This window comes from Cupriavidus sp. GW823-FHT06D04 (assembly GCF_058795055.1).
The window spans coordinates 126,720-147,861 of sequence record NZ_JBXAHL010000003.1; the positions used below are offsets into that span (position 1 = coordinate 126,720).

Annotated in this window: 16 protein-coding genes and 5 pseudogenes; 12 read left to right on the plus strand and 9 right to left on the minus strand. The window is 62.9% G+C overall.

Features of this window, described 5'->3' with window-relative positions; genetic code table 11:
- Positions 1 to 55 precede the first annotated feature (55 nt).
- The 3 genes and pseudogenes from AC1Q7H_RS06650 to AC1Q7H_RS06660 all read left to right on the plus strand — a co-directional run bounded on the left by AC1Q7H_RS06650 (position 56) and on the right by AC1Q7H_RS06660 (position 3,856).
- Positions 56 to 1,373 (plus strand): annotated as a pseudogene (locus AC1Q7H_RS06650) (class-II fumarase/aspartase family protein).
- A gap of 27 nt (positions 1,374 to 1,400) precedes the next feature.
- Positions 1,401 to 2,583 (plus strand): annotated as a pseudogene (locus tag AC1Q7H_RS06655) (cation:dicarboxylate symporter family transporter); the annotation flags it as partial.
- Positions 2,540 to 3,856, plus strand: a complete 1,317-nt coding sequence (locus AC1Q7H_RS06660; RefSeq protein WP_492381063.1) for a sensor histidine kinase — start codon at positions 2,540 to 2,542, stop codon at positions 3,854 to 3,856. The pseudogene AC1Q7H_RS06655 and the gene AC1Q7H_RS06660, both read left to right, overlap by 44 nt.
- Before the next feature lie 243 nt (positions 3,857 to 4,099).
- Here the strand turns inward: AC1Q7H_RS06660 and AC1Q7H_RS06665 are convergent, their stop codons facing one another.
- Complete coding sequence (locus AC1Q7H_RS06665; RefSeq protein WP_211979640.1) at positions 4,100 to 4,669, minus strand: YdeI/OmpD-associated family protein; 570 nt, start codon at positions 4,667 to 4,669, stop codon at positions 4,100 to 4,102.
- A gap of 340 nt (positions 4,670 to 5,009) precedes the next feature.
- Between AC1Q7H_RS06665 and AC1Q7H_RS06670 the strand changes: the two are divergent.
- Positions 5,010 to 5,168, plus strand: a pseudogene (locus tag AC1Q7H_RS06670) (cupin domain-containing protein); the annotation flags it as partial.
- 134 nt (positions 5,169 to 5,302) lie between these two features.
- Here AC1Q7H_RS06670 and AC1Q7H_RS06675 read toward each other — a convergent pair.
- The 6 genes and pseudogenes from AC1Q7H_RS06675 to AC1Q7H_RS06700 all read right to left on the minus strand — a co-directional run.
- A pseudogene (locus AC1Q7H_RS06675) lies at positions 5,303 to 6,505 on the minus strand (2-isopropylmalate synthase); the annotation flags it as partial.
- A gap of 26 nt (positions 6,506 to 6,531) precedes the next feature.
- Complete coding sequence (locus tag AC1Q7H_RS06680; protein WP_492381064.1) at positions 6,532 to 7,629, minus strand: Leu/Phe/Val dehydrogenase; 1,098 nt, start codon at positions 7,627 to 7,629, stop codon at positions 6,532 to 6,534.
- Positions 7,630 to 7,876: 247 nt separating this feature from the next.
- Positions 7,877 to 9,274: a branched-chain amino acid transporter BcaP gene (bcaP, locus tag AC1Q7H_RS06685; protein WP_211979639.1), complete on the minus strand. Its 1,398-nt coding sequence runs from the start codon at positions 9,272 to 9,274 to the stop codon at positions 7,877 to 7,879.
- A 265-nt stretch (positions 9,275 to 9,539) separates the two neighbouring features.
- Positions 9,540 to 10,634, minus strand: coding sequence for a branched-chain amino acid aminotransferase (locus tag AC1Q7H_RS06690; RefSeq protein ID WP_211979638.1), 1,095 nt, complete (start codon positions 10,632 to 10,634; stop codon positions 9,540 to 9,542).
- 183 nt (positions 10,635 to 10,817) lie between these two features.
- Positions 10,818 to 11,084 carry a DUF6537 domain-containing protein gene (locus AC1Q7H_RS06695; protein ID WP_013952103.1) on the minus strand — a complete coding sequence of 89 codons (267 nt, stop codon included), beginning with the start codon at positions 11,082 to 11,084 and terminating at the stop codon, positions 10,818 to 10,820.
- 30 nt (positions 11,085 to 11,114) lie between these two features.
- Positions 11,115 to 11,322: pseudogene (locus AC1Q7H_RS06700) on the minus strand (hypothetical protein); the annotation flags it as partial.
- Positions 11,323 to 11,438: 116 nt separating this feature from the next.
- Between AC1Q7H_RS06700 and AC1Q7H_RS06705 the strand changes: the two are divergent.
- Entirely contained in the window at positions 11,439 to 11,594 is a 156-nt protein-coding gene (locus AC1Q7H_RS06705) for a hypothetical protein (RefSeq protein ID WP_211979637.1), read from the plus strand.
- A gap of 310 nt (positions 11,595 to 11,904) precedes the next feature.
- Here the strand turns inward: AC1Q7H_RS06705 and AC1Q7H_RS06710 are convergent, their stop codons facing one another.
- Entirely contained in the window at positions 11,905 to 12,675 is a 771-nt protein-coding gene (locus tag AC1Q7H_RS06710) for an IclR family transcriptional regulator (protein ID WP_492381065.1), read from the minus strand.
- A 97-nt stretch (positions 12,676 to 12,772) separates the two neighbouring features.
- On the opposite strand from AC1Q7H_RS06710, the gene AC1Q7H_RS06715 reads away from it, so the two are divergent.
- The 5 genes from AC1Q7H_RS06715 to AC1Q7H_RS06735 all read left to right on the plus strand — a co-directional run bounded on the left by AC1Q7H_RS06715 (position 12,773) and on the right by AC1Q7H_RS06735 (position 17,406).
- Positions 12,773 to 13,753 carry a Bug family tripartite tricarboxylate transporter substrate binding protein gene (locus AC1Q7H_RS06715; RefSeq protein ID WP_211979635.1) on the plus strand — a complete coding sequence of 327 codons (981 nt, stop codon included), beginning with the start codon at positions 12,773 to 12,775 and terminating at the stop codon, positions 13,751 to 13,753.
- Between the two features lie 43 nt (positions 13,754 to 13,796).
- The gene (locus AC1Q7H_RS06720) at positions 13,797 to 14,480 is read left to right on the plus strand and encodes an RraA family protein (RefSeq protein ID WP_013952098.1); all 684 of its coding nucleotides are present in this window, start codon (positions 13,797 to 13,799) and stop codon (positions 14,478 to 14,480) included.
- Entirely contained in the window at positions 14,477 to 15,412 is a 936-nt protein-coding gene (locus tag AC1Q7H_RS06725) for an NAD(P)-dependent oxidoreductase (protein WP_249678923.1), read from the plus strand. The genes AC1Q7H_RS06720 and AC1Q7H_RS06725 overlap by 4 nt, the downstream gene beginning before the upstream one ends.
- 92 nt (positions 15,413 to 15,504) lie before the next feature.
- Entirely contained in the window at positions 15,505 to 16,470 is a 966-nt protein-coding gene (locus tag AC1Q7H_RS06730; RefSeq protein ID WP_211979633.1) for a Bug family tripartite tricarboxylate transporter substrate binding protein, read from the plus strand.
- A 12-nt stretch (positions 16,471 to 16,482) separates the two neighbouring features.
- The gene (locus tag AC1Q7H_RS06735; protein ID WP_013952095.1) at positions 16,483 to 17,406 is read left to right on the plus strand and encodes an SMP-30/gluconolactonase/LRE family protein; all 924 of its coding nucleotides are present in this window, start codon (positions 16,483 to 16,485) and stop codon (positions 17,404 to 17,406) included.
- Between the two features lie 98 nt (positions 17,407 to 17,504).
- Here AC1Q7H_RS06735 and AC1Q7H_RS06740 read toward each other — a convergent pair whose 3' ends face one another.
- Positions 17,505 to 18,773 carry a patatin-like phospholipase family protein gene (locus AC1Q7H_RS06740; RefSeq protein ID WP_049800632.1) on the minus strand — a complete coding sequence of 423 codons (1,269 nt, stop codon included), beginning with the start codon at positions 18,771 to 18,773 and terminating at the stop codon, positions 17,505 to 17,507.
- Positions 18,774 to 19,490: 717 nt separating this feature from the next.
- Here AC1Q7H_RS06740 and AC1Q7H_RS06745 point away from each other — a divergent pair.
- Both AC1Q7H_RS06745 and AC1Q7H_RS06750 read left to right on the plus strand, forming a co-directional pair.
- The gene (locus AC1Q7H_RS06745) at positions 19,491 to 20,189 is read left to right on the plus strand and encodes a hydrolase (RefSeq protein WP_013952093.1); all 699 of its coding nucleotides are present in this window, start codon (positions 19,491 to 19,493) and stop codon (positions 20,187 to 20,189) included.
- Positions 20,190 to 20,403: 214 nt separating this feature from the next.
- Positions 20,404 to 21,132 carry a YoaK family protein gene (locus tag AC1Q7H_RS06750; protein ID WP_013952092.1) on the plus strand — a complete coding sequence of 243 codons (729 nt, stop codon included), beginning with the start codon at positions 20,404 to 20,406 and terminating at the stop codon, positions 21,130 to 21,132.
- Positions 21,133 to 21,142 lie beyond the last annotated feature (10 nt).

Here is a 21,142-nt window from a genome sequence, read left to right on the forward strand (position 1 = left end):
CGCCAGCACCGTTGTCGACTCCGCCCTCTTCCGCGATGCCTTTGGCACGAAGAAGATGCGCCAGATCTTCTCCGACGGTGCGCTGGTGCAGCGCTATATCGACGTCGAGGTCGCGCTGGCCAAAGGCCGAGGCCCGGGCAGGCGTGATCCCGGCGGAGGCGGCCGAGGCCATTGCCCGCGAATCGCGCATCGAGCGCATCGAGCGCATCGACTTCGACCACATGCGCGAGGAAACCGACATCGTCGGCTACCCGATCCTGCCGCTCGTGCACCAGCTCGTGGCAATGTGCGGGGAGGCCGGACGCTACGTGCACTGGGGCGCCACCACGCAGGACATCATGGACACCGCCGTGGCACTCCAGGTGCGCGACGCGCTCGACAGCATCGACGCCGACATCCGCGAGCTGCGCGCCATTCTCGCCGATCTCTCGGCCAGGCACCGCAACACGCCGATGGCCTGCCGCACCCACCTGCAGCAGGCGCTGCCGGTGACGTTCGGCTACAAGACCGCCATCTGGCTGGCCATGTTCGACCGCCACCAGCAGCGTATCGCCGAACTGCGCCCGCGCGTGGCGGTGGTGGAGTTCGCCGGCGCGGCCGGCACGCTGGCGTCGCTGGGCGGACAAGGCGACAACAAGGGCTTCGCGGTGCAAGAGGCGCTGGCTGTCGAGCTGGGCCTGGGGGTGCCCGCCACCACCTGGCACGTGGCGCGCGATGGCTTCGCCGAGGCGGTCAACCTGCTGGCGCTGGTCACCGGCTCGCTGGGCAAGATCGCGCTCGACATCATGATCATGGCCTCGACGGAATTCGCCGAAGTCTACGAGCCCTTCGTCAAGGGCCGCGGCGCGAGCAGCACCATGCCGCAGAAGCGCAACCCGATCTCGAGCGAACTGATGCTCGCAGCCTCGAAGGCGGTGCGCCAGCACGCGGGCCTGATGGTCGACGCGATGGTGCAGGACTTCGAGCGTGCCACCGGTCCCTGGCACGCCGAATGGATCGCCATTCCGGAGAGCTTCATCCTCACCTCGGGCGCGCTGCACCAGGCGAAGTTCGCGCTGGGCGGGCTGATCGTCGACGAAGCCCGCATGCAGCACAACCTCGGCATCTCGCGCGGCCTGATCGTGGCCGAGGCCGTGATGATGGGCATGGCCCCGTACATCGGCCGTCAGCAGGCCCACGATGTGGTCTACGACGCCTGCCGCGCCGTCAACGAGAGCGGCGGCAGGCTGGCCGACGCGCTCGCCGCGCTGCCGGAAGTCACGAAGCACTTCGACCGCGCCGCCATCGAGCGCATGACCGACCCGGCGAACTATCTCGGTCTCGCGCCGCAAATGGTCGACCGCGCCCTCGAATTGTCCCGCAAGGTAGCCTGACACAGGCCCACGGTGGAGGAAGACATCATGCACAACGAAACCATCCAGACTCCCGCTGTTCCGCCCGCACCGCCTGTGGCCCCGCGACTACCCTGGTACCGCAAGCTCGGCATGCAGGTGCTCGTCTCACTGATCCTCGGCATCGCCGTCGGCTTCGCGTTTCCGAAGTTCGCCTCGCAGCTCAAGCTGCTGGGTGACATGTTCCTGTCGCTGATCAAGGCCGGCGTGGCGCCGCTGGTGTTCCTTACCGCATCGCCTCGGCGGGCGACGTGAAGAGCGCCGGGCGCGTAGGCTGGCGGTCAATCCTGTACTTCGAGGTGATCTCCACCATTGCGCTGGTGGTCGGCATGTTCGCCGGCAACCTGCTGGAGATCGGCACGGGCATGTCGCACGTCGCCGGCACGCCGCCACGCCGGTCACGGCCAAGACCGCCGCACCGCAGGGTTTCCTCGAGTTCATGATGCACATCGTGCCCGACAACTTCGTCGGCGCCTTCGCCAAGGGCGAACTGCTGCAGGTGGTGGTGCTCGAGGTGATGGTGGGCATCGGCATCCTCGCCATTCCCGAGGCACGCCGCGCGAAGATCAACGACGGCCTCGCCTCCATCTCGGAAGTTCTCTTTTCATTCATCAACCTGGTGATGAAGCTGGCGCCGATCGGCACCTTCGGCGCGGTGGCGTACTCGGTGGGCAGCAACGGCGCCGCCGTGCTGGTCGCGCTGGCGCAGTTCGTGGTGAGCTTCTATGCGGTGGTGGTGCTGTTCATCGCCGTGGTACTCGGCATCGTCGCGAAGGTGGCGGGCTTCAGCCTGTGGCGCTTCCTGCGCTACATCAAGGACGAGATCCTGATCGTGCTGGGCACAGCGTCGTCGGAAAGCGCGCTGCCGCGCCTGCTGATCAAGCTCCAGCGCCTGGGCTGCGCCAAGCAGACCGTCGGCCTGGTGCTGCCGACCGGCTATGCGTTCAACCTCGACGGCACCTCGATCTTCATGGCGATGGGCGTGATGTTCATCTCGCATGCTTACGGGGTGCCGGGTCGTTCGTGGTGTTTGCGGCCACGGTGACGTCCACCGGGATGCTGCCGGTGGAAGGGCTGGCGGTGATCTTCGGGCGTATACCGCTTCCTGTCGATGGCCATCGCCACTTGCAACACCATGAGGGCTCGCTGTGCTGTCGCTCGCGGCCGCGGCCGCTTCATTCTACGTGCTGCGCCACGAAGTCGATCGGATGTCGGACAGTGCGTTGCAAGAAACGGCGCAGCGCCTGTTGCCGCTCGCTATCATGGATATCGTCGGGCGCGATGCGGATGGCGATGACGATGGCAGCCGCCGTATCGCAGCCGTTCGCCCGCACGACGAATTGCTGACCTACGCGGTTCGCGATGACAGGGGCAGGCTTCTGCTGCGATCGCACGACGCCGATATCGCCATCTTCCCGCCTGACCTGAAAGCGGGCTTCACTTCTACGGCGTCGCACCGGATTTACGCCGAACCGGGCTTGCAGGGCACGATCTCCCTGATCATCGCCGAGCCGCTCGCCACGCGCCGGCATGCAGTGATTGAAGCCGCGCTCGCGGTCGCCAGGGTCCTCATCCTGTTTCTGCCGGTGGGCCTGTGTGGCATCTGGCTGATTGTCCGCACCGGGCTACGGCCAATCCGGCGTTTCTGCGGCAGCATCGCTGCACGCGGCCAGAACGACCTGACACCGCTCGAAAAGAAGGAACTGCCGACGGAGGTCGCTCCCGTTGCCGACGCGGTCAATGACCTGATGGCTCGCCTGGAGCGCGCGCTGGCTGCGGAGCGTAGCTTCACTGCCAATAGCGCACACGAGTTGCGCACCCCGATTGCCGCAGCCCTCGCGCAGACGCAGCGCCTCATGGCCGAAATGCCTTCCGCCGCCATGCGGGAACGCGTGCAGAATGTCAAGAGAGCCCTGCACGCCCTGTCGCGGGTCAGCGAAAGGCTCATGCAACTCGCGAAGGCCGAAAATGGACGCGTGCCCGGGGACGCGCCGCAGGATCTGCGCCCGGTACTGGAGCTTGTCGTCGAGGATTTTCGGCGCGTTGCATCTGCGAAGCCGATCCAGCTCGACCTGCCCGACCAGCCCGTGCCGTCGTGGATCGATCCGGACGCATTCGCCATAGTCGTGCGCAATCTGGTTGAAAATGCGCTCAAGCACGGTGCGCCCGGGAGATCGGTGGGGATTGTGCTGTCGGTCACCGGTACGCTCAGTGTAAGGAATCAAGGACCAGTGCTGCCGGACGATGAACTTGAGCGCCTGACGAAACCGTTCGAGCGCGGCGCGACTACAGCCAAAGGCAGCGGGCTTGGCCTGGCGATCGTCGAAGCGATTGTCCGCGGCGCGGGTTCGGTCCTTACGCTGCGCTCACCGGTTCCCGGCTGGCAGGACGGCCTGCAGGTGACCATCGATGGTTTGCCGCTTGCGCCCGCGAGGCCGATGCGCGAGAAGGCCGGTCCAGCGTAATCAGTTGGGATGATCTGCATCGAACTTCGGTCGTTCGCAGATGGGTCCGCGAATGACCGTGACGGGTCGAATACGGAAGCTGGCCGTGGGATCGCCAGCATGGCCGGCACCCGGCTTCAAGCTTCCGGGCTCGGCCAGTCTCTGTCGCTTACCCGTACGCGCTGCACGCGGCGGCCATCGGCCAAAACGGTCAGTAGAGGTGACATGCCCATGTGGCGAAAATTCCGCCAGAAGTGAAAGGCTCTAGGGATAGAAGGCCTCACCGCGATACAGCATGTTGACGAACTCTTCGATTTTGCGCGCCCGGGTTTCTGGCTTTTTGGCATTCTGTACGCGAAACAGGATGGCATAGCGGTTGCGGCTATCCAATGTTGCAAAGAACTTCTTGGCTCTCGGATTTGCGTCCAACGCTACCTGTAAGTCGTCCGGCACTATCGACTTACTTGCTGACGCGTAAGCTGCCTCCCAGCGGCCGTCCTTCTTAGCTCTCTCGATCTGCGTCATGCCAGGCGGGCGCATCCTCCCTGCGGCGATCAGCGCTTCAGCCCTGTCTTTGTTTAGCTTTGACCAGATGCTTTTTGCCGAGCGTGGCGTGAAGCGTTGCAACCAGTATTTCTCGCTCTCGGCCTGTTTTTTACCATCAATCCAGCCATAACATAGAGCGCCTTCTAACGCCTGTTCGTACGTTACGGTTGGCTGTTCGGCTCCTTTCTTCGCCAGGCGCAGCCATGCTCCGGTCGAAGTGCCGCCGTTTTGCGCCAACCAGCTTTCCCATTCGATCTGGCTGATAAACGTTAGAGGGAATTCAGTCATGTCACTATACCGGACGGTTGAATTCTGAGCGAGGGGCTTCGTCCGAAGTCTAGCAGCGTTTATATGGACCTCAGCATCCAGGTCGGCCGAAGGCCGGTCGCCTTTGGCCCGGACGTGACAAGCTTCTAGCGGCGGGCATCGGTCCGTTCAAGGCCACAAGCCGCCATTCACATGCGTCGTCATTCGGACGTTCACGCGTCGGCTCCGCCCCGTAACCGGTCATCCGATTGTTAGAAGCGCCTCCCTTCATTGGCCTGCCCGATCACCCGGGCGCGGCATGCCGATAGCGGGTCGTGGAGGGCGATGTCGGAAGCGGGCATGGGACCCCCTGGGGTAACCCGAGCACCTGTCGGTCCAGTCAGGGTCAATGACGGTGCGCTCAGGCGGGGAAGAAGAGAGGCTGAAACATGGGTAGACCGCCCGCTATGGCGCGGACGTCGCCCATGCCATCACCAATCCGGGCAAGACGGTGGCGACGGCGCTGCTGGTGGTCAATCATGCTGCGCGCCTCGCGCGGCTACCGGAGCTTTGGCGTCGGCTTGTCCCGACGTTCGGGAAGCAGACGGCGCTGTCTTGAGCGCCGCCTGCGGTAGCTCCCGGCGGCGTGGCCGGGAGCGCTTATGAAGCGCCGACCGTACTGGATTCCGCCACGCCGAGGGCAATGTGCCTCAGATCGTCATCGGTAATCGCGGCCTTCGTATCCGCCAGTCCCTTGAAGCGGGCGAAGGCAGCGGACAGCCCTTCGTCGTCGGGAAAATGCAGCCCGAGTTCCTGAACCCTGTGCTTGAAAGCATTCCGGCCGGAAAGCTTGCCGAGCACGAGCGCGCCCTTGTCCCATCCAACATCTTCCGGCCGCATGATTTCATAGGTCTCACGGGCTTTCAGGATGCCATCCTGGTGGATGCCTGACGCATGTGCGAAGGCATTGGCACCGACCACCGCCTTGTTCGCCGGAACGATGAACCCCGTGGCCTCGGCAACGGCCCTGGAGGCAGCGACCAGATGCGTGGTGTTCACGCCAACGTCAAGTCCGAACAGGTCACGCCTGGTCTTTACCGCCATGACGACCTCTTCCAGGGACGCGTTGCCTGCGCGTTCGCCAAGCCCGTTGATGGTGCACTCGATCTGCCGGGCGCCACCGTACTTGACGGCCGCCAGCGAATTGGCAACCGCCAGGCCGAGGTCATTGTGGCAATGCACCGACCATATGGCCTTGTCGGAGTTGGGAATGCGCTCGCGAAGCTTCCGCAGTCCCTCGGCAAATTCGACGGGCATGGCATAGCCAACGGTATCGGGGACGTTGATCGTGGTCGCCCCTTCCTTGATGACCCCTTCGATCACGCGACAGAGGAAATCGGGGTCCGATCGACTCCCATCCTCGGGGCTGAATTCCACGTCGTCCGTAAACTGGCGCGCGAAGCGGACGGCAGTGCACGCCCGCAGATACACCTCCTCCGGGGTCATGCGCAGCTTCTTCTCCATGTGCAACGCCGACGTGGCGATAAAGGTGTGGATGCGGGATCTTCTCGCGCTCCTCAACGCATTGGCGGCTCGCTCGATATCGCGCTCATTGGCACGGGCGAGCGAGCAAATCACGCTGCCCTTCACTTGCCCGGAAATCTCCCGGATGGCGTCATGGTCCCCATCCGAGCTGGCTGCAAAGCCAGCTTCGATGACATCGACGTTCAGGGCATCGAGATATTCCGCGACCGCGATCTTCTGCCTGACGGTCATTGCCGCGCCAGGCGACTGTTCGCCATCGCGCAGGGTGGTATCAAGGATGACGAGCTTGTCGCTGGCGCTGGTCGAACTGTGGGGCTTCGGGAATTCGTTCATCGGCTTCCTCCTGGTCGACGTGACGCTCAGTTCGGCCCGATGCCACGCGACAACACCTCGTGCGCCCATGTCACCGCCGCGCGCGCCGGCGCCTGGCCGGTCGACTCCACGCGTTGCGCCAGCCTGAGCACCCGTTCGCGGATGCCTGCCACTTCGTCGCGCAGGGCCGATTCGTCGACACCGCCGAGGTATTCCCGGGCGCAACTCACGATGCCGCCGGCATTGATGAGGAAGTCGGGGGCATAGAAGATCCCGCGCTGGTGCAGGGTGTCGCCTTCGGCGAGCGAAGCGAGTTGATTGTTTGCCCCGCCGGCGACGACCCGGAAGCGGCAGCTTTCGGCCACGGCCGGGGTGATGACGGCACCCAGCGCGCAAGGCGCGAATACATCGGCGTCGACGGCTGTGATGGCTTCCGGCGATACGACGCGGGCGCCAAACTGCTGTTGCGCCTGCGTCGTGCGGCCGGCGTCGATATCGGCCACGGTCAGGGTGGCGCCCGCTTCATGGAGACGGCGGCAAAGCTCCCAGCCCAACGAACCCAGTCCCTGGACGGCCACGGACAAGCCGGCGAGCGACTTGCGGTCCAGGCGATACAGCGCCGCCGCCTCGATGCCGACGAACACGCCGTATGCCGTCCACGGCGAGGGATTGCCGCCGAAGCCGCCGTCGCGCGGCATGCCGCTGACGTAGCGGGTCTCGGCCTGGACGGCACGCATGTCGTCCACCGTCGTGCCGACGTCCTCGGCCGTAATATAGCTGCCTTGCAGCGACTCGACCATGCGGCCGAAGGCGCGGAAGAGTTGCTGGCGGTCGGTCTGCGCCGGGGAACGCAGGATCACCGCCTTGCCGCCACCGAACGGCAGCCCGGCGAGGGCGTTCTTGTAGGCCATGCCCTGTGACAGGCGCAGCGCATCGGACAGCGCGTCGACTTCGGCGGGATAGGCCCAGTACCGGCAGCCGCCGAAGGCGGGGCCCAGTCTGGTGTTGTAGATGGCGATGATGGCCTGCAGGCCGGATTCCGGATCAGTCGCGAGCGTCACGCGCTCGTGGGACAGGCCTTCGCAGGTGCCGAAAAGGCGGACAGCGGCCGCCGCGTGGGTACGGTCGTTCAACTTCTTCTCCATGACGTGGGGAATGCAAAGCTGTAGCTCTGCCTTCCTTGACACACCGCCTGGGTTACAGTGCGGTGCGGCGTTGATGGGGCGGGGAGCCCCAATCCCGTTCGGCTGCGGGCGATCTTGTCGCGCCGGCGCCGGGTTGGCATCTTACCCAGTTTCTCGGTGCGGGCGGGGCTGGGGTTTTCGCTTACTCCAAGGTCGGCTTCCACATCCGCTTACCGTGTCTCGGGACTCTTACGGCCAGCACCGCGTGCTACCTGGTGCCACCGTGCAGCACCGCGTTGCGGCGCGCGTACAGGAAGTAGATCGACAGGCCGATCCCCAGCCAAATGAGGAAAGCGATCCAGGTCAGCGCTTGAAGGTGCGCCATCAGGAACAGGCAGAAGCCCACCGATAGCAGCGGAACCACCGGCACGCCGGGACAGCGGAAAGCTCTCGGCAGCTCGGGACGGGTCCGGCGCAGCACCAGCACCGCGATCGAGATCAGCGTGAAGGCGGAGAGCGTGCCGATATTGATCAACTCGGCCAGCACATTGAGCGGCACGAATGCGGCGATCATCGCGAACACGATGCCGACGGTCCAGGTGGCAAAGAATGGGGTGGCGTGCACCGGGTGGACCGACGACAGCTTGGCGGGCAGCAGGCCGTCGCGAGACATGGCAAAGATGACGCGAGTCTGGCCAAAGGTCATTACCAGGATCACCGTGGTCATGCCGAGAATGGCGCCCAGGTCGACAAAGCCAGCCACCCAGTTCTGTCCCGCGTACTGCAACACCAGCGACACGGGATGGTCGATGCCGGCGAACTTGGCGAAGGGAACGACGCCAGTCATGATGGCCGCGACTATCACGTATAGCACTGTGCAGACCGTCAGCGAGCCGATGATGCCGACCGGCAGGTCGCGGTGCGGATTGCGCACTTCCTCGGCGGCTGAGGTCACCGCATCGAAGCCGATAAAGGCGAAGAACACCAGCGCCGCCGCATTGAAGATGCCGGATACCCCGAACGGCGCGAATGGCTGCCAGTTGGCCGGCTTGACATGCCAGACGCCGACCGCGATGAACAGCACCACCACCGAAATCTTGATTGCCACCATCAGGTTGTTGAGACGGACCGACTCGCGCACGCCGCACGACACCACCCAAGTGGTGATCAGCATGATTAGGAAGGCCGGCAGGTTGAACAAGGTGTGCACGCCCGGCACAGCCCCCGGAGCCGCCGTCAGCGCCGCCGGCAAATGCAGACCGAAACCCGCCGCCAGCGACTGGAAGTATCCCGACCAGCCCACCGACACCGCCGAGGTAGCCAGGCCGTATTCGAGCAGAAGGTCCCAGCCGATCATCCAGGCAATGATCTCGCCCAGAGTCGCGTAGCTATAGGTATAGATCGATCCCGACACCGGGATGGCGGAGGCGAACTCGGCATAGCACAGCGCGGCGAAGCCGCAGGCCATGGCCGCGATGACGAAAGACACGGTCAGCGCCGGGCCGGCGGTCAAAGCGCCGGTGCCGGTCAGCACGAAGATGCCGGTGCCGATGATGGCGCCGATGCCCATCAGCACGAGGTCCACCGGACCCAGCACCTTCTTCAGGCTGCAAACGCGTCTGTCCACCAGCATGGCGTCAATGTCTTTGGTTCGGAACAAGCTCATATAGGTGTCTCCTGCATGTGCTGCCGAGCGATCGCACGGGCCCGCGCCGGAGATGGCGACGAGTCATGCGGGCGCGAAGGCATCCGGGCAGCGTGCTGCCGGGGTCGACGGCACGGCTTGCCGGCACGCAGGTCGCGCCCCGGTCCCGGTATTTGTTGGAATTACCCGGACCGCCCAGGCCACGGGGACAGACGTCAAACCGAATCAACGCGGCGCGCACGGCCCTCCGATTCCTTGCACGCCGCTGATGTCAAACACGCCGGTCTCAATCGACGTGATGAACCCATCCGAACGGGTCGGCGATCTTGCCGCGCTGGATGCCGGTCAACAACGAACGGAGGCGTTGCGTAACTTCGCCTTCCCCACCATTGCCGATCGTGAACTCCCCACCAGCGTGACGTACCTGCCCGATGGCGGTGACGACCGCGGCCGTGCCACAGGCAAAAGTTTCCTTAACCCTGCCACTGGCTGCATCTGTGCGCCACGTCTCGAAGTCGTATGCTGTTTCATTGACCGGAATACCCTCGTGCCTGGCCAGTTCGATGATCGAAGCGCGCGTAATGCCCGGCAGGATTGTCCCTGTTAATGGGGGCGTGCGCAGAGAGCCGTCATCCATCACGAAAAAAACATTCATGCCCCCGAGCTCCTCGATCCAGCGGTGCTCCGCAGCGTCAAGGAACACGACCTGGTCGCAGCCATTGGCCGAGCCCTCGGTCTGCGCGATCAGGCTGGCTGCGTAGTTGCCGCCGCACTTGGCCGCGCCGGTGCCGCCTGGGGCCGCTCGGGTGTAGCGATCCGAAACCCATACGGTCACCGCCGACTTGCCGGCCTTGAAATACGGGCCGACCGGGCAAGCAATCACGCAAAATACAAATTCGGCCGACGCGCGCACGCCGAGAAAATTCTCCGAGGCGAACATGAATGGACGCAGGTAGAGGCTTCCATCGCCACCTGGAATCCAGGCGCGGTCAATATCGACGAGCGCTTCCACGGCTTGCAGAAATGTGGCCTCGGGCAGGTCGGCCATCGACATGCGGGCAGCAGAGGCGCGAAAACGCCTTGCGTTCTCCTGTGGTCGGAACAGCGAGATCTTGCCGTCCTCGCCACGGTATGCCTTCATGCCCTCGAAGATTTCCTGCGCGTAGTGCAGTACTGCGCAGGCGGGATCGATTTGGAAAGGACGGCGTGCTTCGACCTTGGCGTCATGCCAGCCGCGACCGTCGGTCCAACGGATCGTGACCATGTGATCTGTGAAAATGCGTCCGAACGTCGGATTTGCCAACTTGGCAGCGATCTCATCGGCGGGGGTGGGCCCGGGATGAGGCTCTACAACGAACTGTAGTTGATTTTCCGTACTCATTTTTCAGTGTTCCGAGGATGTTGGGCCATACGGCCCTGGCCGCCGCGGTAGTGTCGCCGGGGCGGGTGCCTTACAAGGGTGGAGTGCTACTTGCCAAAGAGCGGCGCGCCTTCGCAAGCCCCACCACCGCCAAGCCGGACGCGCTCGATCCTGCCACAGGAAACTGTTCTGCTGCGGCCGGAGTCAGGCAGCAGCACTCAACGCGCCACTGCGAAATTGGCCCAGCAACGCCGTCCGCCGCTGCGCCGTCTTCTGCATATTGACCTCCTTCACATGGCCGAAACTGCGAATATCGTCTGGTAGTGAAGCCATTGCGACAGCAGTGTCAAGTTTGCCGTCGCTCAGGGACTGCGCAAGCTCCTCCACCGTGGCGAGATACTCGGCAATCAGTTGCCGCTCTGCGCGCCGTTCGGTAGGCCTGCCGAATATACCGAAGGCGGTGTCGCGCAAGCCCTTCAGCCGCGCCAGACGGCCGTCATGGAGCCCGCCCAGCGGCGAGCTCCGGTACCCGGAATAAAGCCGGCGGTATTCAATCCCGCGGCCCGGTCGCGGGCCTATTGCCGCAGTGGCAGTCGCCCCAGCGCCTGGGTGCCGCTCAAGTAGACGCGGCCTCTTTTGAGGGTGTCCTTGTCGTCCAGGCTGGCCGCGGCCAGGGATTCGCGCAGGTTGGCGATAGTGGGGTATTCACGATGTCTGTCTCCGCATGCTTCTTTTGTCCGGAGGAGTGTAGGAAGCGCCCGCGCCATCGTAAAATCAAAAATTCCAAAACCTGATATCCACAAAACATATAGCGGAGGGATGGACATGGCCAGGTCTCGCGAGGCACCGGAAAGGATCGCCGACGAGACTACGCTGCTGCAGTTCCGCTACTTCGCCGCAGCCGCCGAGACCATTTCTACCAGCACGCACCTGCCCAGCCTGCTGGCGCGCTTTCGCACCAAATACCCGGACAGGGCGTGAATCTGAAATGACGAGTCGTGGACGAAGATGGGGCTGCTGATCGACGCCCCGATGCCAGACCGTCATGGACGAGGACCACTTGGGCAATTGGTCGCTGTTCACCAGTATGTGGCAGCCGAACAGGGTAAGAGCAGAGTTCCGCCGCATCGACTAACGCGTCCCCGCTTGAACGGCGGCTAGGCTATGAAAGCGGACTTTGCCGTCACGGAGGCCTGAGCGGCGGCAACGGGTCGAAAAGCGACGACCGGCTCGCGACTGACAGAGGTCATCTACGATTTCTATCGGCTCTTCATGCCCCACATCTGCAATATCAAGGGTGCCAGGTCGACGGCCTTTCAATTTGCATCGCAGGCCGTTGACTGCCTGCCATGGCATACGAAAGCTTGTTCGCCGCGTCGACGACTGTCTGTGCCAGCTCCAGCAAACGCTCTTCGCTTAGCCGGGAAGTCGGTCCTGAAATACACATGGAGCCAAGCAGCCGCCAGTGCAATCCGAACACCGGTGCAGACACACTCGAGACTTCGGCCTCGCGCTCGCCAAGCGACAGATGAAATCCACGGCGGCGGATCATTTCATAAAGCTCGCCCGGCTCGCCTGAGAACGCCAGGATGACGCGGCCTGGCGAACCGCTGTCCAGCGGCAGTGCCGCCCCGATCCTGACGTGATGCCGGATGGCCTGCGGTCCTTCGACCCGGACGAGGCAGGTTCGCTGTTGTCCCTCCCGGACGTAGAACGAAGCGCTTTCGCCGGTCTTGATCGTCAGCTCCCGCAGCACCGGCTCCACCACTTCCTGAACGTTGAAGGTTGCCTGGTAGCACGCGCCCAGCCACCCTGCTGCGCGGCCGAGCCGCCAGTTGCCGTCTTCCTTCTGCACCAGATAGTTGTCCGCCGCCAGCGTGCGCGCCAGCCGCAGCACGGTGGTCTTGTGGATGCCGGTCCGCCGGCTCAGTTCGGCAAGTGAGAGCTGGGGGTCGTTCACCCCGAACGCTTCGAGTACGCGCAGGGCGCGGGTGACCGCAATGACGCCCCCAGCGCCATCGTCGCCCCTTGAAGAGCCCTTTGGGTCACTATTCGCATTCATAGAACGAAACGGGGTGCACAGTATGAAACGCCATTGTATGCCGTGAAACGGTCGATCACAATCGGAATCACAACGAAACCGAGATTCGGAGACAGTAATGAAGGCAATTTCCCGTCGCTGCATATTCGTGCTTGCAACAGGTCTGGTTCTGGCGTCCGCCACGACCCAAGCCGCGCCGCAGTACCCCACCAAGCCCATCCGGGTCATCGTGCCTTTTCCCGCCGGCGGGGGCACGGACATCATTTCGCGAGAAGTCACCAATACGGTTGCCAAGTCGACCGGCTGGGTCTTTGTGGTGGAGAACAAGCCAGGGTCCGGTGGCAACCTCGGGGTGGACGCGGCAGCCAAGGCGCCGGCCGATGGCTACACCATCGTCATGGGGCAGACCAGCAACCTTGCCATCAATCCCTCGCTGTATGAACGGTTGCCATATGACCCACTGAAGGATCTGACACCCATCAGCCTGGTGGCATCCGCGCCGCTCGTGCTGGTGACCCATGTCAATTCGCCTTACAAGACGCTGAAGGACGTGATCCAGGCGGGCAAGGCAAAGCCCGGCGCCATCAACTTCGCCTCTCCGGGCAACGGAACGGTGGCGCACCTTGGCGGTGAGCTGCTTCAAACGACCGCAAAGGTGAAGTTCACCCATGTCCCTTACAAGGGCGCAGCGCAGGCGGTCAACGACCTGATGGGCGGACAAGTCGATCTCTACATGGCCTCGGTGCCTACGTTGCTCGGGCATATCAAGAACAACCGGATGCGGCCGCTCGCGGTGACGTCTCCCAAGCGTTTGCAGGACCTGCCTCAGGTGCCGACCGTGGCCGAGTTGGGCTATCCCGGCTTTGATACCGCGACTTGGTTCGGCTTCGTCGCGCCTGCCGCGACACCGAAGGACATCGTGGTGCGCCTGAATACCGAGTTCAACAAGGCGCTCAAGTCTCCGGCGCTTGCCACCAAGCTGGACGAGCAAGGTGCATCGGTGCTGACTGGCACGCCTGAGGCGTTCAGTGCGCTGATCAAGCAGGACATCGGACGCTGGGCATCGGTCATCAAGGCCTCCGGCACGAAGCTGGATTGACGCCCTTATCTACCCATCTATTTCATATTGCCTGGAGTCCATCATGACCTTGCCCAACATCATCAAATCGTTTGAGCGCGTGCCTGCCGAGATCGTGGCGCGGGCTGCCAAGTTCCAACCGGCGATCCTCTCCGATGTCGGCGGACGCCGCGGTGCGTTGCATGGCCGGATCAGGGCCTTGCGCCCGAGCATGAAAGTCGCCGGGCCCGCCTTCACTGTCGAGGTTCGCCCCGGTGATAATCTGATGATCCACGCAGCGCTGGCGCTGGCGCAGCCGGGCGATGTTCTGGTCGTCGACGGCAAAGGTGACCAGACCTCTGCGCTGATGGGAACGATCATGATGCATGCCGCTCGCCAGCGCGGCCTTGCTGGTGTCGTCATCGACGGCGCGGTCCGCGACAGCCTCGAGCTGGAGGAAATGCAGTTCCCGGTCTTTTCGGTGGGCACGAACCCTAACGGCCCCACCAAGGAAGTTGGCGGGCGCATTGGACACCCCATTTCTGTTGGTGGCGTCACGGTGAACCCCGGCGACTACATCTGCGGCGATGCCGATGGCCTGGTAGTGGTGGAGCGCGAGAAGATTGAAGCCTTGCTCGATGCCGCGGCAAAGAAGGAAGACGCGGAAGCCCAGCGCATTGCCCAGATCAAGGAAGGCAATACCACCGCGCCCTGGCTGCTGGCATCGCTGGTGACGGCGGGCGTCCTGAAGCAGGGAGAAGCACTGTGACGAACAAGCAAGTCATTATCGTCACGGGTGCCGACCTCGCGCCGGAAGCCCTCGCGCTGTTGGATGACCATGAGATCGTATTCGCGGGGAAAACGCCCCAGACCGCCGATATTGCAGCACTGGCAAAGGAGCACAACCCGGTCGGCATTATCGTGCGCTACGGCAGCATAACCGCTGAAGTCATGGACGCCGCACCAGCCTTGAAAGTGATTTCGAAACACGGCACTGGAACTGACACCATCGATAAAGCCGCCGCGCAGGCGCGCGGCATCAAGGTGGCCGCCGCGGCCGGGGCCAATGCCGCCGCCGTGGCTGAACATGCCTGGGCGCTGATCCTTGCGTGCGCCAAAGCTGTTCCACATCTCAACGATCGCATGCGCCAATGTCATTGGGACAAAGCAACTTACAAGGCCGTCGAACTGAACGGTTGCACGCTCGGTATCGTGGGGCTCGGAGAGATCGGCCGCCGCGCCGCCGTGATTGGTGTGGCGATGGGCATGCATGTCACCGCTTTCGATCCTTATGCGACGACGGTCCCGGAAGGCGTAACGCTTGTCGACCTGCCTCGGCTGTTCAGGGAATCGGACGTGGTGTCGCTGCACTGCCCATTGACGGAAGAGAACCGTGGCATGCTGAACCGTGAAACACTGGCGACGTTCAAGGACGGCGCGATCCTCGTCAATACGGCACGAGGCGGACTCATCGACGAGCCTGCACTGGCCGAAGCCCTGCAGAGCGGCAAACTGTATGCCGCTGGCCTGGACAGCTTTGCCGTGGAACCGATGCCCGTGCCGCATCCGTTCCGCGACATTCCCAACCTGATCCTGTCGCCGCACATCGGCGGCGTCAGCAACGCGGCGTACGTGAACATGGGCGTTGGGGCAGCAAAGAACGTCCTGGCGGTGCTGCAAGGCGTGGCTACGCCGGCCTGACCGACGCACGGCTGCGTCATCAACTAGAACAGAAGTGTCGCGGGAGGACCCGACGGACAGTTAGGTCTCTCCCGCAGCACAAGGAGACAAAGGTGTTTTCTCGAACAATTGGCTGCCTGGTGGCAGCAACGACGCTGCTTGTCAGCCTGTCCGCCGTGGCGGCGTACCCGGACAAACCGGTCCGCATCATCGTGCCGAATCCTCCCGGCGGCGCCGTCGACGTCGTGACGCGCAAGGTCGCACAGAAGCTCACCGTGCAGACGGGGCAGAGCTTCGTCGTGGAGAACAAGCCGGGCGCGTCCGGCACGATCGGCACGTCCCAGGTTGTCAACGCACCCGCCGATGGCTACACGCTTCTGGCGAACGACAACTCCTATACCACGCTCCCCTATGTCTTCAAGAAGCTGAACTGGGACCATCAAACAGCTCTGGTCCCTATCGCGCCGTTCGCATTTTCGCCGGTGGTGCTTGGCGTCAAGGCCGATTCGCGCTTCAAGGACCTGGCTTCCCTCGTCAGCTATGCCAAGGCGCATCCGGGAGAGGTGACGTTTGGCACCGGCGGCCCCGGTAGTTCGCCGCATTTTGCTGCCGAGGCGTTCCAACAGGCCGCAGGTATCAAGCTGATGCATGTGCCGTACAAGGGGGCTGGTGAGGCCATGGTCGGGCTGCTGTCCGGTAGCGTGGATCTGCTGGTCGTGTCGACCCCGACCGCGCTGGCGCCGGTCAAGGGTAATCAGATGCGTCTGCTGGGCATCAGTGGAAAGACCAGGGTGGATGTGTTCCCGAGCGTCCCTACGTTCGCTGAAGCTGGTGTACCCAACTTCAGCCTGTTCAACTGGTCAGGCCTTGCCGCGCCAAAGGGCACGCCGAACGATGTCATTACGCGCCTGCAAACGGAAATCCAGAAGGCGCTCCAGGCGCCCGACATGAAGACGTTCCTTGCGCAGATGGGGTCGCAGCCAGGCAACCTGGACAGCCCCGCGTTCGCGCAGTTGATTCAGCGCGAAACCGCACAATGGGCAACGGTTGCGCAAAAGGCGCATATTGAGAAGCAATAACCAGGAGCGGCGATGTTCCTACTTCAGCAACCGGCCGTACGCGATGCACAGGTGCTCACGCGGCTTCCGGAGTCGTTCCGTCGGCACGACCCCGACAACGCGTGGGCGCATGCCAATCGCGGCGGGGCGACGATCGACTCATTCCTGGAGGGGCCGGTCTGGGCCGATGGCAATCTCTGGGTGACGGACATCCCCTACGGTCGCATTTTCCGTGTTTCGATGCAGGGCGACTGGGAGCTTGTTGCCGAGTACGACGGTGAACCGAATGGCATGAAGCGCCTGGTCAGCGGTGATTTCCTGATCACTGACTATCGCAACGGCCTGGTGCGTCTGTATGCAAAGTCGGGAACCGTAACCCCGTTTCTTGAGCGTAGGAATTCGGAACGCTTCCGAGGCGTCAACGACCTGACCTTCGATTCGCAGGGCAATCTCTACTTCACTGACCAGGGCCAGACCGGCTTGCACGATCCGACCGGCCGCGTCTATCGGCTGACGCCCGACGGCAAGCTGGACGTCCTGCTGGACAACGCACCGAGCCCGAACGGTGTCGTCCTCTCGCCTGACGAGAAGGTGCTGTTCGTCGCGATGACCCGCGGGAACAGCGTATGGCGCGTGCCGTTGCAGGCCGACGGTTCGGTCAGCAAGGTCGGGCAGTTCTTTACCTCTTACGGCCCGAGCGGCCCCGACGGTCTGGCAATGAGATCGGATGGCCATCTGCTGGTGGCGAATCCTGGACTTGGTTATGTCTGGGTGCTCAACCATCGCGCCGAGCCTGTGGAGGTGATTCGTAGCCCCGGCGGCACATCGCTGACCAATCTGTGCTTTGGCGGCACCGAGGGCACCACGCTATTCATGACCGAGTCGACCACCGGGACGATTCTGTGCGCCGACATGTCGGTGGGCGGTGCACCGGTGCACGGAGGACGGCTGGCATGAACGGAATATCGGGCGTTCTCGCCATGCCGGACACCTCCGCCAGAGCGCCGCGGCCGAGCAGCAAGAACGCGGCCTCACCCACGCCGCGTGCCGCGGGACTATCGCGCCTCGGTCGATTCGCGCTCGAACTCACGGATCACCGGGTTGCCAAGGATGGCATCCCTTCCCGCCTCGATCAGGCGATCGACGTCCTTCTCGGGCAGACGAAGTCTGGTCGGCAGATCGTTCAGACTTGCAGCACGCTCCTTGTCGAGGGCCTCAAACGAGATCCGCGTGACGAAGAATTCGACTTCATCGCACCGCCAGCCTGGGCGGCGTGCAGCGATCTCCTGCTGCCGGGAATGCGGCATCCCACACCGATACGCCACGAGGTCGTCGCGCCACTGCCGCATCATGGGAACGAAGGCGTCATAGCTCATTCGAACGTTGGTCGCCATTGCCGCGTCGATGGCCGCGCTGGCGACTTCGATTCCGGATGGGCCACCCTGGCTTCGGTTCCAATCGCCGCGCGGGCCCTGACCGGCGTCAACAACGATGAAAAGCAGCCGCCGCACATTGATCGCGTCGTTCTCGCTCATGGGACCGTAAGCCGTGCCCAGCAGCAGACGCGTTTGCAAAATGGTGGCCAGGCCGTAGTTGTCGGTCACCCCGCCGTCGACCAGCTTGATGTACTTTCCCTTTGAAGTGTCCCGGTGACCGCGAACGGCGGTTGCCAACGCGCCAAGCAGCAGCGATTGCCCAGGCCTCTGGACGTGGTCAAGGCTCGGCAGCGGTGCACTACAAGCCTCGGGATATTTTTGAAGGACGATCGGTGCGAAGAAGAGCGGGACCGCCATGGATGCGGCGACGGCCTCGGAAACGGGAAAGCTCGCGAGATCACTGCATAGCGCATCGAATGCCAGCTGGCTGAACGGGAACGCGACCCGGTAGTAGACGTTTGTGGCGTTGATCCAAACGATTGGCTTGCCGCGGCGGAACATGTCGGCGTACGTCGCGCCCTTGAACACGTCTTCGTCGAGCCATGTCCGGAGATCTTCCCGATCGTTGAGGCCCCCCGCGAAGAGGCGCGCAAGGTTGACCGGATTCAGCAGACTGAAGCGAAGTCCCGCCTCTCCGTCCTTCAAGAGCACTGATCGAAAGGTCGCCAGGCTGTCCTTGCCGTGCAGACCGTAGTACGCCGCGGTGATGGAGCCTCCGGACACGCTGCTGATGAACGCGATGTCGTCGAGCAGGGACGCGCCCCCAGGACTTCTCATGGCGTCGAGCCCCTGCAGAGCGCCGAAGGCGAAGGCTGCGGCTCGCGTGCCACCGCCAGAGAACGACATGGCGACGGTTGTCTGGCCGGCGATGTCGGTGGGTTCGCGCAAGGCCGCGGATGCGCTGCAAGCCGCGGCCTGAGGCAGATTGCGCGGAGCATTGTGAGGAAGCGACCCGCAGGCACTGAGTCCCGCAAGTAGAAGCAGCATCAGAGTGCGGTAGGCCCTGCCGCAGGCGTGTCGCTCTCTCCCTGCCCCCCCCACTCGCCAAGGCAGGCCGCTCTTGCGGCGAAGAGTGTGGTCATGTCGAAACTTGCACATTGGACTAGGTCAGGAACGGGTTCGGCGTGGTGGCGGCCCGCAGGAAGGGAAGGTCGAGTTTCGTTGCCGCCAGGACCCAGTGTGTCCGGGTCCCTCGGAATATTACGGCATCTCCATGGGGGCCGCACGACCCGCAGATGGCGCCTGAGTAGCTTCGGAAGAAGGTTGGAGGGCGGGCGAAGATCAATCCGGTACCGAATGCTAACTTGACCGACTTTGATTGGTTCGTTTGGTGCCACGCCGCTAGCGGTCATCTTCAATCGACTCCAAGTTATCGGAGCCGCCACGCTCGCGAGTTCCAGGAATCAAACCGCTCACCGGAGCCAGGATCTCACTCCACAGATCATCAAATTTTTTGAACTATATTTACAATTCAGGCTGGCTGTTTCCGCACTTTCCTTCGTTATAGTTCTTCACATTGATGGCGCGACAACGCAACAGAGCGGACAAAGCGTCGCCACGCAAAGAACCCAGAATCATTGAATAAATTTCATCTGAGAGAGCACCATGTCGAACGCCAAACTGGAAGTCCTGACCCCGCGCAACAGCCAACTGATCATCATCGACCACCAACCCCAGATGGCTTTTGGTGTGCAGTCGATGGACCGCCAGACCATGAAGAACAACGTCGTGGGCCTGGCCAAGGCAGCGAAGATCTTCGATGTGCCGACCACCATTACCACGGTCGAAAGCGATTCATTCTCCGGCTATACCTACCCCGAACTGCTCGACGTCTTCCCCGGCAAGAAAACGCTCGAACGCACCTCGATGAACTCCTGGGACGACCAGAAGGTGCGCGACGCGCTGGCCGCCAATGGCCGCAAGAAGATCGTCGTGGCCGGCCTGTGGACCGAGGTCTGCAACACTACCTTCGCGTTGTGCGCGATGCTTGAGGGCGACTACGAGATCTATATGGTGGCCGACGCATCGGGCGGCACGACCAAGGAAGCCCATGACTACGCCATGCAGCGCATGGTCCAGGCAGGCGTGGTGCCCGTGACCTGGCAACAGGTCATGCTGGAATGGCAACGCGACTGGAAGAACCGCGAAACGTACGACGATGTGATGGCCGTGGCCAAGGAACACTCGGGCGCCTATGGCATGGGGGTCGACTATGCCTATACGATGGTCCACAAGGCCGCGCCACGCACGGCAACCACGCACGAATCGCTGGCTCCCGTGCACGCGCCGGTCGTCGAGCGCTGATGCATGTCTGCCACCAGTCATCCCTCGGAGCGCACAAGATGATTCCAGGTCGAAGCGTAGCCAACGGCGCCCTCCTGCTGGGATGCTGGCTGGCCATCAGCACGTCCAGAGTAGCGGCGGCAGCGATCGTCGCCAACGCACTGATCGCATGATCGCCCCCTCCGCGGGGGCCTTCCCCCGCGGGCATGCCCCTGCTACAGGATGGATCTCAACCATGAGCGCAAACGTCAACGCATCAGACAATACAGAAACAAACGAAAACCCCAGTCTCTGGGAAATATGCAAAGCACCAATCCTTCTTACTATTGTGGGCGGCGCCATCGACACGATTGGCTTTATTGCGCTGCTGGGCTTCTTCACCGCACACGTCACCGGAAACCTCGTGCTCGCGGGAGCGGCATTCGTCAAAGGTGGGGCCGGCTTATGGATTAAGCTCGGCGCCATACCACTCTTCATTGTCACTGTCATCATCAGCAAAATGCTGATTGACCGCAACCAGCGGACCCACCAGACCCACCAGACCTTAGGTTGGCTGTTTATTGCTGAAGCGACCTTCTTGCTGGGTTTCATGGTCGCCGGCCTGTATCTCGAACCGTTCGATAATCCGGATGGCGCGGGCCTTGCTTTGACTGGAGGCCTCGGCCTTGTCGCGCTTGCCGTCCGAAATACTGCCAGCAAGACACTGATCAAGTACATCAGCCCCAGCACCATGATGACCGGGAACACCACCCAGTTGGGTATCGATCTGTCGAATTACCTGCGTGCCAGGACACGCACCAATTTCCAGGATCTTCTCAAAAGCGCAAGTGTTGTGATCGGCTTTGTGATCGGGGCTTTCCTGGGTGCATCCCTCTATGTGACGATCGGATTCTGGAGTGTCCTTCCATTTATACTTCCCGTCGCATATATGGCGCGCATGGCATTTCGCAACCAATTCAGATGAGTGAATGACA